Source organism: Jiella pacifica (genome assembly GCF_010500815.1).
GTDB classification, from domain to species: Bacteria; Pseudomonadota; Alphaproteobacteria; order Rhizobiales; family Rhizobiaceae; genus Jiella; species Jiella pacifica.
Map to the genome: position 1 here is coordinate 104,648 of NZ_JAAAMG010000018.1, position 14,434 is coordinate 119,081.

13 protein-coding genes are annotated in these 14,434 nt (G+C 64.2%); 11 read left to right on the forward strand and 2 right to left on the reverse strand.

The features are described 5' to 3' along the window. Positions 1-9: 9 nt before the first annotated feature. Entirely contained in the window at positions 10-516 is a 507-nt protein-coding gene (locus GTK09_RS19465; RefSeq protein ID WP_163465099.1) for an Lrp/AsnC family transcriptional regulator, read from the reverse strand. A gap of 204 nt (positions 517-720) precedes the next feature. Between GTK09_RS19465 and GTK09_RS19470 the strand changes: the two genes are divergently transcribed. The 5 genes from GTK09_RS19470 to GTK09_RS19490 all read left to right on the forward strand — a co-directional run bounded on the left by GTK09_RS19470 (position 721) and on the right by GTK09_RS19490 (position 6,491). Beyond that, positions 721-2,046 (forward strand): NAD(P)/FAD-dependent oxidoreductase, encoded by a 1,326-nt coding sequence (locus GTK09_RS19470; RefSeq protein WP_163465100.1) that lies wholly within the window; start codon positions 721-723, stop codon positions 2,044-2,046. 92 nt (positions 2,047-2,138) lie between these two features. After that, positions 2,139-3,035, forward strand: a complete 897-nt coding sequence (locus tag GTK09_RS19475; RefSeq protein ID WP_163465101.1) for a LysR family transcriptional regulator — start codon at positions 2,139-2,141, stop codon at positions 3,033-3,035. Between the two features lie 526 nt (positions 3,036-3,561). Beyond that, the gene (locus tag GTK09_RS19480; protein WP_163465102.1) at positions 3,562-4,497 is read left to right on the forward strand and encodes a TRAP transporter substrate-binding protein; all 936 of its coding nucleotides are present in this window, start codon (positions 3,562-3,564) and stop codon (positions 4,495-4,497) included. Between the two features lie 81 nt (positions 4,498-4,578). Continuing rightward, entirely contained in the window at positions 4,579-5,100 is a 522-nt protein-coding gene (locus GTK09_RS19485) for a TRAP transporter small permease (RefSeq protein WP_163465103.1), read from the forward strand. A gap of 98 nt (positions 5,101-5,198) precedes the next feature. Beyond that, positions 5,199-6,491 carry a TRAP transporter large permease gene (locus GTK09_RS19490; protein WP_163465104.1) on the forward strand — a complete coding sequence of 431 codons (1,293 nt, stop codon included), beginning with the start codon at positions 5,199-5,201 and terminating at the stop codon, positions 6,489-6,491. A 253-nt stretch (positions 6,492-6,744) separates the two neighbouring features. Here the strand turns inward: GTK09_RS19490 and GTK09_RS19495 are convergent, their stop codons facing one another. Beyond that, complete coding sequence (locus GTK09_RS19495) at positions 6,745-7,881, reverse strand: NAD(P)/FAD-dependent oxidoreductase (protein WP_163465105.1); 1,137 nt, start codon at positions 7,879-7,881, stop codon at positions 6,745-6,747. Positions 7,882-8,045: 164 nt separating this feature from the next. On the opposite strand from GTK09_RS19495, the gene GTK09_RS19500 reads away from it, so the two are divergent. From GTK09_RS19500 to GTK09_RS28275, 6 genes are all read left to right on the forward strand, one after another. Continuing rightward, a complete protein-coding gene (locus tag GTK09_RS19500; protein ID WP_163465106.1) occupies positions 8,046-10,106 on the forward strand; it encodes a hydantoinase/oxoprolinase family protein in 2,061 nt (686 codons plus the stop codon). A gap of 4 nt (positions 10,107-10,110) precedes the next feature. Next, positions 10,111-12,096: a hydantoinase B/oxoprolinase family protein gene (locus GTK09_RS19505; protein WP_163465107.1), complete on the forward strand. Its 1,986-nt coding sequence runs from the start codon at positions 10,111-10,113 to the stop codon at positions 12,094-12,096. Next, positions 12,093-12,395, forward strand: a complete 303-nt coding sequence (locus tag GTK09_RS19510; protein ID WP_163465108.1) for a (2Fe-2S)-binding protein — start codon at positions 12,093-12,095, stop codon at positions 12,393-12,395. Before GTK09_RS19505 ends, GTK09_RS19510 begins: the two co-directional genes overlap by 4 nt. After that, positions 12,392-13,771, forward strand: a complete 1,380-nt coding sequence (locus GTK09_RS19515; protein ID WP_163465109.1) for an FAD/NAD(P)-dependent oxidoreductase — start codon at positions 12,392-12,394, stop codon at positions 13,769-13,771. Before GTK09_RS19510 ends, GTK09_RS19515 begins: the two co-directional genes overlap by 4 nt. Before the next feature lie 251 nt (positions 13,772-14,022). After that, entirely contained in the window at positions 14,023-14,223 is a 201-nt protein-coding gene (locus tag GTK09_RS19520) for a hypothetical protein (RefSeq protein ID WP_163465110.1), read from the forward strand. 110 nt (positions 14,224-14,333) lie between these two features. Then, on the forward strand, positions 14,334-14,434 hold a 101-nt coding region (locus tag GTK09_RS28275; RefSeq protein ID WP_512698710.1), incomplete at its 3' end, for a transposase.

Below are 14,434 nucleotides of genomic sequence, written 5' to 3' on the forward strand. Positions count from 1 at the left end.
AGAGATATTTCAGGCCGCAGGCTCCAGATCGCCGAAAAGCTTGTGCAACGGCAGGTTCGACTTGATGAAAGGCGTCTTGATCACGACGAAACTGAAGTATTTGTCGATCCCGACGTCCTGATCGAGCAGATTTTCGATAGTCGTCTGGTAGTGGATGATGCCGGAGGTGATGAACTTCAGGAGATAATCGTAGCCGCCCGAAACGAGGTGACACTCCATACAGGCGTCAATCTTGCGGACAGCGGCCTGAAACCGGTCGAAATCCACGTGACGATGATTCTTCAGCGTCACTTCGGTGAAGACGGTCAGCGTCTCCCCGAGCTTGGCAATGTCGATCTGGGCCGAATAGCCGGTGATGTAGCCTGCCGCCTGCAGGCGCTTCATGCGCGTCAGGCACGGGCTCGGCGACAGATTGATCAGCTCGGCCAATTCGACGTTGGTGATCCGTCCGTTCTTCTGGAGTTCGCACAAGATCTTCACGTCGATCATATCGAGTTTCGTGCGCGTACCCGTCATCGCCACCAATCCCCTCGCGCGGCAGAATAAACTGTGAGAGTGGCCCTAATGTTCCCAACTGACAAGCCGCGCTCCCTCTTCTTCACGGAAATCAACTGCCAAACCGCGGGGCACCTGCGGCATGAAATGCCGAAGGACGGGCGGATTAGTCGCATTTTCGCGCCCGGCCCGGACTATGTTTCGGCCAGGTAGAGGAATTCAGAAATGCCCGCACCCCTTCTCGTCGTTCCCTCATCCGAAAAGCTCCCCGACAGCGTCGACGCGGTGGTCATCGGCGGCGGGATCGTCGGCGCCTCATCGGCCTATTTCATGGCTCGTCAGGGCTTGAAGGTCGCGCTTGTCGAAAAGGGTCGCGTCGGCGCCGAGCAATCCAGCCGGAACTGGGGCTGGTGTCGCCAGCAGAATCGCGACGCGCGCGAACTGCCCATGGCGACCCAGAGCCTGGCGCTGTGGGAGGAGATGACGGCGGACATCGGCGAGGATCTCGGCTTTCGCCGGTGTGGCCTTCTCTATCTCTCCGACAACGAGGCCGAGATCGCCGGCTGGGCGAAATGGCGCGACTTCGCGGCAACGCAGGGCGTGACGACGCATATGCTGAGTGCGGCGGAAGCTGGCGAGCGCGGCGCTGCCACAGGCAAGCCCTGGAAGGGCGGCGTCTTCTCCCCGAGCGACGGCATCGCCGATCCCTCCCGCGCCGCGCCGCTGATCGCAGGCGGCGTGGTCAAGCATGGCGGGACGATCCATCAGTTCTGCGCCGCGCGCGGCATCGAGACCGCGGGCGGCCGGGTGAGCGGCGTCGTCACCGAGAACGGGACGATCCGCACGAGCCGCGTCGTCCTGGCCGGCGGTGCCTGGGCGTCCTCCTTCTGCCGGCAGCTCGGCATCTCCTTCCCGCAATCCTCGGTGCGCTCGCCGAGCCTGTCGCTGATGCCCGGCGCCAAGGGGCTCCCGGACGCGTTGCACACCGCGGAGGTGTCGGTGACGCGCCGGGGCGACGGCGGCTATACGCTGGCCGTCTCCGGCATGGCGAGCGTCGATCCGACAGCTCAGCAGCTTCGCTACGCCAGAAGTTTCCTGCCGATGTTCGCCAAACGCTGGCGGGTTCTGACGCCGGGCAATTTGTCGGGCTTCGCGGCGGGGCACGAAACGCTGAAGCGCTGGGCGCTCGACAAGCCGACGCCGATGGAGCGGATGCGGATTCTCGATCCCATCCCCTCGGCTCGCGCCATCGAGACGATCCTGATGCGCGCTCGCCGGCTCTTGCCCGAACTGACGGTCGTCCCCGTCCAGGCGGCCTGGGCCGGCTACATCGATTCGACGCCGGACGGTGTGCCGGTGATCGATGACGGGGTCGGGCCGAAGGGCTTGTTGCTGGCCGCCGGCTTCTCGGGCCACGGCTTCGGCATCGGCCCCGGCGCCGGTCGCCTGGTGGCCGATATGGTGACGGGCCGGACGCCGAGCGTCGAACATCGCCATTACCGTCTGTCGCGGTTCGGAAAAAGCGCCTGGGGCCGGGTCTCCGAGTTTTGACGATCGCACGGGACCGTACGCGCAAAGGGGGCCCGTCGCCGACCATGGCGCGGCCTTCTATTGTGGGCGCCCTGTCTTCGGAGGTCTGAGTCATGCGTGCTCGCCAATTGGAAGTGTTCTGTGCCCTGATGCGGGCGGGAACGGTCACCGGAGCCGCCGCCACCCTCAACATTTCTCAGCCGGCGCTCAGCCAGATCCTCCTCCACGCCGAAGACCAGCTCGGCTTCAAGCTCTTCCATCGGGTGAAGCGGCGACTGGTGCCGACCGAGGAAGCGCTGGAGCTCTATCCGGAAGCTGAACGGATCTTCGGCGAACTGGCGGCGTTGCGGCGCCGCACGGCGGACATGCGTCGAGGCCGAACCGGCCTGCTGCGAATAGCCGCGTCAGCACCGCCCGCCATGGCACTCATCCCGGGCGCCCTGGCGGATTTTCGCGCGTCATATCCCGACGTCGTCGTACGATCGCAGATCGCGCCGATGCGCCATATCGTCGACATGCTCCGTGACGGCGACATCGCGCTCGGCATCGTCATGAACGACAAGCCCCATCACGGCATCGACGTCGAGAAGATCGGGGAATCGCACCTCGCCTGTCTGGTGCCGGGGGAGCATCCCCTGGCCAGCCGGGCCAGCATCGGCTTTGCCGACCTCGCCGCCTATCCCTTGATCGCTTATCGCCCCGAAGTCCTTCCCGGCCTGCTTCTCTCGGCAATCGCCGATGCCGAGAACCTCGAATACGCGCCGGCGATCGAAATCGACGTTTCGATCAGCGCGCTGCCCTTCGTGCAGAGTGGACTTGGCATTGCGATCGTCGACAGCCTCCTTCCATGGGGCCTCTTCAGCGGCGTGAGGATCGTTCCATTCGTGCCGAAGACGGCCCTGCCGGTGGCGATCCTGACGAGGACGAACCATCCCATCAGCGGCGCCGCCAAACTCATGCGCGAAAAGGTGTCCCTGGCCTGGGCAGGTTACAGCGCCGGCTCAGGCTGAAAGCGCTCATGCCAGAACGGCCTCTCGAATGCCTCGCCGACCGCGTTCGCTGAAAGATCTCGGTCTCGCAGATGCCGGCAGACATGCGTTGCCGGTGCGGCTGCAAGCAACGCATGAGAATCGGCGCCTGATTGGGAATGAGAGATCGGCTCGCCCTTCAACCCCGATCGCGCCTCAGCCCGAGCCCAGAGTGCGGGCCGAAGAGGCTTGCCAACCCCGTTGATAGGCGCGGCTTATGTGTCGCGCATTGATTCGTATTGGACGGTCAGGCGCACAGCTTTACGATGACTTTCTCAATCGAAATGGCTCAATCTGGATAATCCGAAAGACAAGGTAAGAATCCTTATCGACAGTGTATTGGGTACATCTATTCGGAATTATTACGCCGTGCTGTGAATTCGAACGATCAGGATAGGAAAGATACATGTCGATTTCGAATAGAATTGGGCTTGGCTCAGGAATCGCGGTGCTGACGGGCGCGCTGGCCATTGCGTCTTCAATTTCCGGATTCGCGAACGCCGCCGACGTGACATTGCGATTCGCGACGATCCAGTCGCCTCGACATGAGCTTTCCCTGAGGCTGCAGGACGCCTTCGAGCGTATCGAGAAAGAAACCGACGGGCGCGTGGAGTTCGAGGTCCATTACGGATCGGAATCCGGCTTCCAAGCCAAACAATATGTCAGCGCGCTCGAATATGGCATGCTGGATTCGGCGCTGATACCGACCAGCGCATCGGCGCTGGAGTATCCGTGGCTTGGCGTCTACGGGCTGCCATTCCTGTCCCCGGACGCAGACGCTCGTGAGCCGATGCTGGCTGCGACGAAGCCGATGCTGGAGGAGTTCTCCGGTGAGCATCATATCGTTCCGCTCGCCTATCCGCTGCATCCCGACAAGTGGCTCGTCATCTATCTGAAGAACGGCGTGAAGTCGGTCGATGATTTCTCCGGAAAGCTCGTCCGCACCTACGATCCGAACACCAATGCCATCGTCACGGCCCTGGGCGCCGTGCCGACCTCGCTCCAGAAGTCCGAAATCTACATGGGTCTTCAGCGCGGGACGATCGACGGCGCCATTACCGGCATTACGGCCTTGAAAGAGATGAAATTCAACGAGGTCGTCGACAATGTCTACCAGCTCGACCTGATGTTCCTGCCGCACATTCTGGGGGTCAGCGAGCAGGCTTGGCAGCGTCTCGACGCCAAGGATCAAGAGATCGTTCGCGCCGTCTTCGCCGAGTGGGATAAAGCCTACATGGCCGATCTGTCGAACCCGGACGCGTCCGGTGACCCCTATGCCTATGCCAATGAGCATGGGGTCAAGATCATCGTTCCGGATGAGGCGGCCAAGCAGGTCTTCTCGAAGATCCATGAGGACGCCGTCGCCGAGTTCGTCGCCCAGGACGACATGTCGAAGAAGGCTTACGACGCAATCGATGCGGTGCGCGCATCCGCCTCGAACTGAGCCGCGGCGAGACTGTCTCTCGTGGGAGGGGACCTTCTCCCCTCCCTCATCCAGCCTCGGCAGACGACCGGAGTTCAAGACTTGAAAGACATCGTCCTCGCGTGCAGTCGGAAAGCCGATGTCTTTGCCAAAATGGCGGAATATCTGTCTTGGCTGGTGCTTCTGGTCTGGGTCGGGCTGATCGCAGTCGGCGTGGTGATGCGATATGTGTTCGCTGCGCCGCTCATCTTTCAGGGTGATCTCGTCTCGGCTTTGCTGGTGGTCTTCGCCTCGCTCAGCTTTGCCAGCCTGCTGGTTCGCGAACAACACATACGCGTCGATCTGCTGACCCGCCACTTCAGCTTGAAAGCGCAGTATTACTTAACGGCATTTTCGTATCTCGTGACGTTGCTGCTGTCGGCCTTGATGATCACTGCGTCCAAAAATCTTATTTTTCTCTCCTACATGATGAATTCGCGGTTCGATGTTTCCGGCATCATCGCCTGGCCCTTCCAGGCAGTGTTCAGCTTCGGATTCCTGCTGTTGGGAACCGTCTCCCTTCTGCGGTTCCTCGAAATGGTGGTCGACCCGAATGGTCGGCTGAGCCCCGGCCAATCCCGCTGACACGCATCTGGTCGATCCACGCGGCCACGCTCTCCGGGCGTTCGGATGTCGCGCGAGCGGACCTGCCTTCCCCAAGAGCTTTTCTGGAGACCTGAACCATGGACTTGCTGCACCTGGCGGGACTGGTTGCCTTGCTGTTCATCGTTCTCATGGCGAGCGGTGTCTGGATCGGGGTCGCCTTGGGGCTGAGCGGAATCGGCCTGTACCTGCTTCGCGATGGTTGGTCGGGTTTGCAGGCAGTCGGGTTCGTCGCCTTCAACAGCATGAACAGCTATGAGTTCGTCGCTCTTCCGCTGTTCGTTTTCATGGCCACCATCCTGGCGTCATGCGGCATCTCGAAAAAGCTCTACGACAGCAGTGCGGCTGTCGTCGGCTGGATGCCGGGCGGTCTGCTGCACGCAAACATCGCCGGCTCGGCCCTGTTCGCGTCGATCTGCGGCTCGACGGCGGCCACCTGCGCCGCCATGAGCACGATCGGCCTGCCGGAGTTGCGCAAGCGCGGCTATCCCGATGCCCCGGCGCTGGGGTCTCTGGCCGCCGGAGGCACACTGGGGCCGATGATCCCGCCGAGCCTCGGCTTCATCATCTACGGTGTGATGACCGACACGTCGATCGGTCAGCTTTTCATGGCGGGCGTAGTGCCCGGCCTGATCATCGCGCTCCTGTTCATGGCCTACATCGTCCTGCGCTCCGTGGTGCTGCGGGACCACCTGCGGGAACCCTGGCTTGGGCCGGCAAGAACCTTCGCTCTGGTTCTGAATGTCTGGCCGGTCATCCTGCTCTTCGCGATGGTTCTGGGAACGATGTATTTCGGCATCGCGACGGCCGTGGAGGCCGGTGCGCTGGGATGTCTCGGGTCGCTTCTCGTCGCCGCAGCCTATCGTACCCTCAATTTGGAAACGCTTGGACACGCCCTGCGCGACGGCGTGACGATCAGTACGCTGATCTTCTTCGTCCTCCTCGGCGGAATGATCCTCGGTCACGGCTTCTCGAATATGGGCGTGCCGCAATATCTGATCGGCCTGGTGGTGGAGTATGATCTCAGCCGCATTCAGTTCCTGATCATCTGCACCCTGCTGTTTTTGTTCCTGGGACTCTTCATGGACGGTGCGGCGATGATGGTCGTGACCCTGCCGCTGATGTTTCCCGTCATCCTGGCTCTCGACATCAATCCCGTCTGGTTCGGGGTCATCATGGTTCTCTACACCGAAATGGCGGCCATCACGCCGCCCGTCGGGGTCAATCTCTTCGTCCTGCAGGGTGTCACCAACAGTCCGTTGGAACAGATATCGAAAGGCGTCTTTCCGTTCCTCGTGGCCCTGCTGGTGGCGGAAGTCATCTTCATCATCTGGCCGGGCGTCGTCCTGGCATTGCCCGAGATGATGTACTGAGGAATCAGATTGGCGTGCGTGGACCGAACCGTCGGCCCGGTCTTCGACCGGCGCCAAGGGGTTTACGCTGGATCGCCGCGCGGGCTCCAAACCAGCGGTCCGGGACTCGTTCTCCCGGACCGTTCTTATAAGACGGGTTTGCCTCTAGGAGCGGGCGGATGCGGTCGGGCCTGATCGACCGGAGACCGATCACGCACGAGCAACCGCACGGCCCACGACCATCCCTTGCATCGGAGCCGAAGCTCGGCAGGGATCAGTCCGCCGTCACGGTGGTGCTGGCGCCGTTGAACCGGGCGATGTCGAAGTCGGCGATCGGCGTCTCGGTTCGGCCCGTCGCGATCAGCTCGGCCATCACGTCGCCGACGCCGGGGCCGAGCTGGAAGCCGTGACCGCAGAAGCCGAAGGCATGGTAGAGGCCGGGAGTCGTCGCTGATGGGCCCATGACGGGCAGGTCGTCCGCGACATAGCCCTCGACACCGGACCAGGTGCGGATGACCGAGACGTCGGCCAGCGCCGGCAGCAGCGGCAAGAGCGAGGCGAGTTGCCTGGGCAGGCGCGCAGGATCGGCCGTGGCATAGCGGGTGCGCTCGAGATCGACATGGGTGCGCACCGCGCCGCCGCCGAAGACGATATTGCCGCGCTCCACCTGCCGCAGATAGCCGTTGGGGCGACCCGCCGCCCACATGCCGACGACCGGGGCGATGCGATAGGGCAAGGGCTCGGTCACGCCCATCTGCGGGCCGCGCGCTTCGATCGGCACAGTCTCGCCGAAGCGCGCGGCGATCTTGGCGCCCCAGGCCCCGGCCGTGTTCAAAAGGACTTCGGCTTCGAAACGGCCAGTCGAAGTGGTCACGGAAAATCCGCTGCCCGTGCGGGCAACGTCCAGAACCTCCTGCTCTTCGAGGATGGTGGCGCCGAGTTTCTGCGCAGCGGCGGCAAAGGCCGGGCAGATCAGACGCGGATTGCCGTTACCGTCCGTCTCGGCGAATGACCCGCCGATCGCGTCCGGCCCGATGCCCGGAAATCTGGCGCGCAGCTCGTTCTGGCCGATCTCCTCGGGCTCGAAATTCCAAGGCCGGGCAGCTTCGATGAAGCGCCGCATGTCCTCCCGCCCCTTTTCGTCGAACACTAGCCGGAGATGCCCGGTGGCGCGGAACTCCACGTCCCGGCCCAGCATCCTCTCGGCTTCGCCCCACAAGGCGCGGGAGCGGTGCGCCAGGGGCAGTTGCGGCAGGTAGCGCCCCGTTCGGCGAACATTGCCGAAGGATGCAACGGTAGCCCCGGTGCCCACGCGTCCGCGCTCGATCAAGGTGACTTTCACGCCGCGCCGGGCCAGGAAAAAAGAGGCGGCCGTTCCCATCAGCCCGCCACCGATCACGATCACGTCCATCCGCTCTCTCCTTTGCCTCCTTTCTGTGGTCTGGCGGACCGCAAGGCAAAGACGCAAATGCGCAAGCTGCATAAGGCCTCCTTATGTCGGACGTCGCTTTGTGTCTTGGACCCGCTCGTCAAGCTCTGTCAGTTTCCTGCAACGTTGAAATGCGGAGAGGCATCATGGACGCTGCTGCCGGACAGGCGGACTGGAAGATCGGGGTGGATATCGGCGGCACCTTCATTGATTTCTGCGCTCTGGAAACGCGCTCGGGTCGGGTCGCCTCGTTGAAGGTGCTGACGACGCCCGACGATCCGGGGGCGGAGCTGATGACGGGGCTGACGCTTCTCGCCGAACGTGAAGGCCTGGACCCGGCCCAGGTCAGCCGCTTCGTTCACGGCACCACGGTCGGGATCAACACCATCATCCAGCGGCGCGGCGCCGACCTGGTGCTGATCACCAATGCCGGCTTCGAGGATGTGATCGAACTCGCCCGGCTGCGCATGCCGGAAGTCTATTCGCTGTTCTGCAGTCGCCCCGACCCGATGATTCCCCGCGATCGCGTTTTCGGCATACCAGTTCGTATGCGATCCGATGGCCGCCAGACGCGCGAGCCCGACATGGCCGCTGTCGCAAAGGCCGTCACGGCCGCTCGCGAGAGCGGCGCCGAGGGGATCGTAGTCGCCCTCCTCCACGCATGGCGCGACGGATCTCACGAGGAGGCCGTTAAGGCCGAGATCGGCCGGATCGCGCCGGAACTCTTCGTGTTCACTTCGTCCGAGGTCTGGCCGGTCATCCGCGAATATGAGCGTACGACCACGGCCATCATGAATGGCTACGTCCATCCCCGCGTCGCCGGATATCTGACCGCGCTCGAGGCCCGCCTTACCGAAAGAGGGGTGCCCGCGCGAGCGATGCTGACAAAGTCGAATGGCGGAGTGATGAACGCCGCCGAAGGCAAGCGCGCCTGCGTAAACATGCTTCTGTCCGGCACGGCGTCCGGCGTCATGGGGGCGGCCTGGCTCGCCCGACAGGCGGGAGAGAGTCAGATCCTGACCCTCGATATCGGCGGCACATCGGCCGATTTCGCGCTGATCATCGACGGCGCACCACAATTCGGCACGGGCGAGCTGATCGGCGAGTTCCCGCTCTATGTCCCGTCGATCTCGGTGAGCTCGATCGGTATCGGCGGTGGGTCGATCGCCTCGGTCGACGAGCGTGGCGTTCTGCGCGTGGGCCCGGAATCGGCGGGCTCGACACCCGGGCCGGCCTGCTACGGGCGGGGAGGAACGCGGGCGACCGTGACCGACGCCATGGCAGTCTGCGGCTGGCTCGGTCACAGCCAGATGGCTTACGGCCAGCTTCAGATGAACGTCGATCTGGCGCGCACTGCGGTGGGAGAACTCGCCGACAAGCTCGACCGCAGCCTGGAGGAAACCGCCCAGGCAATCCTCGACATCGCCGTGTCCGAGATGTTCGTCGAAGTCGAGAAGCTCGCCTCCCGCTCGGGCGTCGATCTCAGGGACTTCACCTTGATGCCCTTCGGCGGCGGCGGCCCGATGCTGGGCGCGATGCTCGCCCGCGAGATGGGCGTCCGCCGGGTCATGGCACCGCGCCGACCTGGCGTCGTCTCGGCGCTTGGCGGCCTCGTCGCCGATCTGCGCGGCGACTTCATCCGCACGACCTTCCAGGACCTCTCCGAGAATGCGCTCCGGGAACTGCGTCAGGTTCTGACGGACCTGGAATCCGAGGGGCGGAACTGGCTCGCCGCGCAGGGCCATGTCGGGGCGCTTGACCTGCAGTTTTCGGCGGACATGCGCTATGCCGGTCAGAGCTACGAGATCGAGGTGCCGATCGAGGCGCAATGGTTCGAAGGCGCGGACCTGTCCGCCATTGCAGCAGCGTTTCACAGGCTGCATGATGCCATCTACGACTTTCATGATCCCGAAGGCCGGATCGAAGTCGTCAACCTGCGGCTCTCCGCCGTCGGCGCCGGCCCGGCTCTCGATTTCCCCGAAGAAGCCGAGACGGCACAGGAAGCGATCGCACAGCGAATGACGCCGGTCTTCGTCGATGGGGCCCGACGCGACATCGCGCTTTTTGCTCGGTCCGACCTTCATGCCGGTTCGCTCTTCGAGGGCCCCGCGGTCGTCGCCCAGGAGGATACGACCTTCGCGATTCCCACGGGCGTCACGGCAAGAGTCGACCGCTTCCTGAATCTCCACCTCAGCTTCGCGGAGTAAACCGATGTTCGATCGCACGAACCTTCAGGTTCTGGCCAACCACGCCCGCGCGGCCGCCGAGAACATGGGCTTCACCCTGCAGCGCACCGCCCATTCGGCCTTCGTCAAGGAGACCGAGGACTTCACCGTCATGCTCTTGAACCGCAAGGGCGAGACCTTCGCGGTTCCCATGGACCTCGGCGCGACATGGTATTGCGGCCTCACTTTCGGCCGGGCGATCGAGATGATCGAGGACTACAAGCCCGGCGACGTCGGCTTCACCAACGACACCTATTCCAGCCATGTCGCCACCCATACGCCCGACGCGGTGCTCTGGAAGCCGGTCTTCTACGAGGGCGAGATCATCGCCTGGACGGGCGGGCACATCCACAACACCGACATGGGCGGTGCCGTCCCCGCCTCGCTCAGCCGCGCTTTGACCGAGATCCACCAGGAAGGTATCCGATTTCCGCCGATGAAGCTCGTCAAGGAAGGGGTCTATGACGAGCAGATCCTGAAGATCATGACCGCCAACGTCCGCAAGCCCGACCTCAATGTCGGAGACATCAAGGCGATGGTGGGGGCATTGAAAACCGGGGAGCGCAAGATCCTCGCCATGGTCGAGAAGTTCGGCAGGGAGGCATTCCTCGAGGGCGTCGAGGCGTTGATGGATCACGCCGAGGCGCAGGCCCGCGACATTCTGCGGGCGATGCCCGACGGAACATGGGAATTCTCCGACTACGCCGACGAGGATTCCGTCGAGGCCAATCCCTGCCGCCTGAAGCTCACCCTGACGATCAAGGGCGACGAAGCGATCCTCGACTTCACCGGCTCGGATCCGCAGCTCGGCTCCTCGTTGAACGTCCCGTCCGGGGGCGATCCGCGCCATTCGATGCTACTCGTCGGGATCTACTACATCCTCTACACGCTGAACCCGCGCATCTATCTGAACACCGGCCTCACCCGTCCCTTCACCTGCATCGCACCGCAGGGCACGGTGCTCAATCCGGTCAGCCCTGCCGCGGTGGGCATGCGCTCGCTCACCTGCGCCCGGCTGCGCTCGGTGCTGTTCGGCGGCTTCAGCCAGGTGGTGCCCGATCGCCTGCCGGCAGCGCCCGCGGGCAACAACTGCATCGTCAACGTGATGACGACCGACGAGCGGAGCGGCCGCACCGTCATTTCCGCCGTCAATCCGGTGGTCGGCGGCGGCGGCGGCATGCCCCATCGCGACGGCACCAACGGGTCGGGCGCCGACGCGGCCTATCTCCGGAACACGCCGATCGAGATCACCGAGACCGAGACACCCATCGAGTTCCTCAGATACGGGCTGGCCCAGGATACCGGCGGCGCCGGGCGCTGGCGTGGCGGCCTCGCCACGGAAATGGTGTTCAAGGTGTTTGCCCCCGACACGAAGGTGACGGCGCGAAACCGCGACCGCTCCCGCTTTCGCCCCTGGGGCGTCCTCGGCGGCAAGGCGGCGGGGCTTTCGGATCTGTGGGTCAATCCCGGCCGGGAGGACGCCCGCCATCTCGGCAATATCGATACCGCCACGCTCCAGCCGGGCGACATCCTGTCCATTCGCTCGGCCGGCGGCGGCGGGCGCGGCGACCCGATGGCGCGCGAGCCCTGGCGCGTCGCCGAGGACGTCGCGCGCGGCTATGTCTCGCAGGATGCGGCGCGCAAGGATTACGGCGTGGTGCTGGTCGACGGTGTCGTGGACGAGACGGCGACGCAGGCCTTGCGTCAGGCACGACCGGCGCCAAAAGGTCACTTCGACTTCGGCGCCGAGCGCAACGAGTACGAAGCCCAGTGGACGCCCGAGGCCTATGCGCTTCTGACCGAAACGCTGAACGCCTTGCCGATCCACTGGCGCTTCTTCGCCAAGACCGAGATCTTCCGCCGCATGGAGGGCCGTTCGGGCGCCGCCGGCGTGGCCGAGGCGCTGGCAGAGGTGCTCAAGCGCTTTCCGGAGATGCCGCTGCCGCAACAAATGGCAGAGGCCGCGCAATGAGCACGGAAGGCCGCATCCGGCGTCTGGCGGAAGAGGACCGACCGCCGGTCGAGTTCGCCCTGGACGGGCGGGACTGCCGGGCGCTTCTCGGCGACACGGTGCTGACCGCCGTTCTGAGTAACGCGAAGACCTTGCGACACTCCGAATTCGGTCCCGAAGGCCGGGCCGGATTCTGCCTGATGGGCGCCTGCCAGGATTGCTGGATGTGGCAGGAGAGCGGGCCGCGCATTCGCGCCTGCTCTACGCCCATTGCCGAGGGAATGCGCCTCATGAGCATGCCACCGCGGGAATGGCCATGAGCGAGCGCGTCGTCATCGTCGGCGCCGGCCCGGCCGGCATACGGGCGGCCGAGGTCCTGACGAATGCGGGCCTGCGCCCAACGGTCGTCGACGAAGGCATGCGCTCCGGCGGCCAGATCTATCGCCGTGCGCCCGAAGGCTTCAAGCGGGCGGCGGATAAGCTCTACGGATCCGAGGCGAAAAAGGCGCAGGCCCTCCACGCCTGTTTCGACCGGATGCTGGCCGAGGACCGGCTGGCCTATTTTCCGCTGAGCTCAGTCCTCGCGATTGCCGACGATGGATTGCAAGTCCTGACGGCCGACGGCCTGCAGCAAATCGCTTTCGATCGCCTCATCATCGCGACTGGCGCCACAGAGCGCCTTGCCCCTGTCCCGGGATGGGAAAGTGCCGGCGTGTATGGTCTCGGCGCCATGCAGATCGCGCTGAAAGCGCAAGGGGTGGCGCTCGGGCGGCGGATCGTCCTCGCCGGCTCCGGCCCGCTCCTGACGCTCGTCGCGACGCAGCTCGAGGCGGCAGGGGCCGAGATCGCCGCCGTGCTCGACACCTCTTCGCTGGCAAAGCAGCTGCACGGCCTGCCGCAGATGCTCGCCCGTCCAAGGCTCGTCGCGCGCGGCATGGCGATGCGCGCACAGCTTGGTCGACGCTACCGGGCGGGCGTGCGGCTCGATCGGATCGAAACGTCGTCCGAGGGCGTCGAAGCCATATCCTGGACCCATCGCGGCACGACCCATCGCACCGAATGCGACGCAGTCGGCCTCGGCTGGCATTTGCGGGCTGAGACGCAGCTTGCCGGCCTCGCCGGCGCCACCTTCACCTACGACCATAGTTTCGCCCAATGGCTTCCCAAGGCGGACGCCATGGGTCGCGCAGGTGAACGCCTTTATCTTGCCGGCGACGGTTTGCGGATCCGTGGCGCCGACGGCGCGGAGGTGGCTGGGCGCCTCGCTGCCGTGGCCTGCCTCGAGGACATGGGCCTCTCCGCCCCCGACGCCCGAGCCGACGCCAGGCGAATGCGCCGCCTCGATCGCTTTGCCGAAGGTATCGCCCGCGCCTTTCCCTGGCCCGCCGAGGTGGTCCGCCAGCTTCCCGACGACGCAGTGGTCTGCCGCTGCGAAAGCATCACGGCCGGCGCCCTGCGCGATGCCGTGGACGCCGGCGGCAGCGAAGCAAATCGCGCCAAATCCCTCAGCCGGGTCGGAATGGGCCGCTGTCAGGGCCGGTACTGTCAGCTGGCCGGAGCAGAGATCGTCGCCGCACAGGCCAATCTGGACGTGGCGACGGTCGGACGCTTGCGCGATCAGGCCCCTGTGCGCCCGGCGCCGATCGGCGCCATGCGCTCCCCTGATCACTCAACACGAAGCGGGCGAAACAATTAAATCGTCACGAAGCGAAAACCTCCAGTTTACCCCGATATCTCTTCCTTATATCCTCCGATTGATCATGCCCCAGCGCCGGATCAATACCATCATCTTTCTGAGGTTCGTCGGCCATGGACTCGACAAGGTCGATGGCGCAAGGATCATATATCTGCGCGCCGCGATCGATCACCGCTTGCGGCGACTGAAGGCCGGATCGACTCACTACGAATGATTTCAAAATTTCATCGAGCCAGGAGCGAAAAGCGTTCTTGAAGAACTACGGGCTCGGTGACCGAAAACTGCAGATGTCAAATGAACAGGATGAAGGCGCAGGCCTGCTGACCGGCGCCGGACCCGCTTCACAGAGCAATGCCCAGGCCGAAGCTGCGGCTTTGCGGCGAAAGCCTTCGTTTCCAATTGAATCCGATGCTCACAGCAAGGCTGTACGCATCGCGTCGAAAATCCAATGACGACCAACTCCTATCGCCGCAACCTGGGCCGTAGGCCAGTCGAAACCGTCATGTCATTCATCAGTCAAGAAGCTTAAGTGGACAGTTCGCCCGAGAGAGAGGACGAACCGATGACGGGGAAACGGAAGCGGTATTCGGCGGACTTCAAGGCCAAGGTGGCGCTGGAGGCGATCCGAGGTGAGATGACGCTGGCACAACTTGCCGCCAAGCA

What these genes read in the sequence shown, in the direction of transcription:
- GTK09_RS19465 (WP_163465099.1), bottom strand. Translation starts at nt 516, where the DNA reads ATGACGGGTACGCGCACGAAACTCGATATGATCGACGTGAAGATCTTG.
- GTK09_RS19470 (WP_163465100.1), top strand. Translation starts at nt 721, where the DNA reads ATGCCCGCACCCCTTCTCGTCGTTCCCTCATCCGAAAAGCTCCCCGAC.
- GTK09_RS19475 (WP_163465101.1), top strand. Translation starts at nt 2,139, where the DNA reads ATGCGTGCTCGCCAATTGGAAGTGTTCTGTGCCCTGATGCGGGCGGGA.
- GTK09_RS19490 (WP_163465104.1), top strand. Translation starts at nt 5,199, where the DNA reads ATGGACTTGCTGCACCTGGCGGGACTGGTTGCCTTGCTGTTCATCGTT.
- GTK09_RS19495 (WP_163465105.1), bottom strand. Translation starts at nt 7,881, where the DNA reads ATGGACGTGATCGTGATCGGTGGCGGGCTGATGGGAACGGCCGCCTCT.
- GTK09_RS19500 (WP_163465106.1), top strand. Translation starts at nt 8,046, where the DNA reads ATGGACGCTGCTGCCGGACAGGCGGACTGGAAGATCGGGGTGGATATC.
- GTK09_RS19505 (WP_163465107.1), top strand. Translation starts at nt 10,111, where the DNA reads ATGTTCGATCGCACGAACCTTCAGGTTCTGGCCAACCACGCCCGCGCG.
- GTK09_RS19510 (WP_163465108.1), top strand. Translation starts at nt 12,093, where the DNA reads ATGAGCACGGAAGGCCGCATCCGGCGTCTGGCGGAAGAGGACCGACCG.
- GTK09_RS19515 (WP_163465109.1), top strand. Translation starts at nt 12,392, where the DNA reads ATGAGCGAGCGCGTCGTCATCGTCGGCGCCGGCCCGGCCGGCATACGG.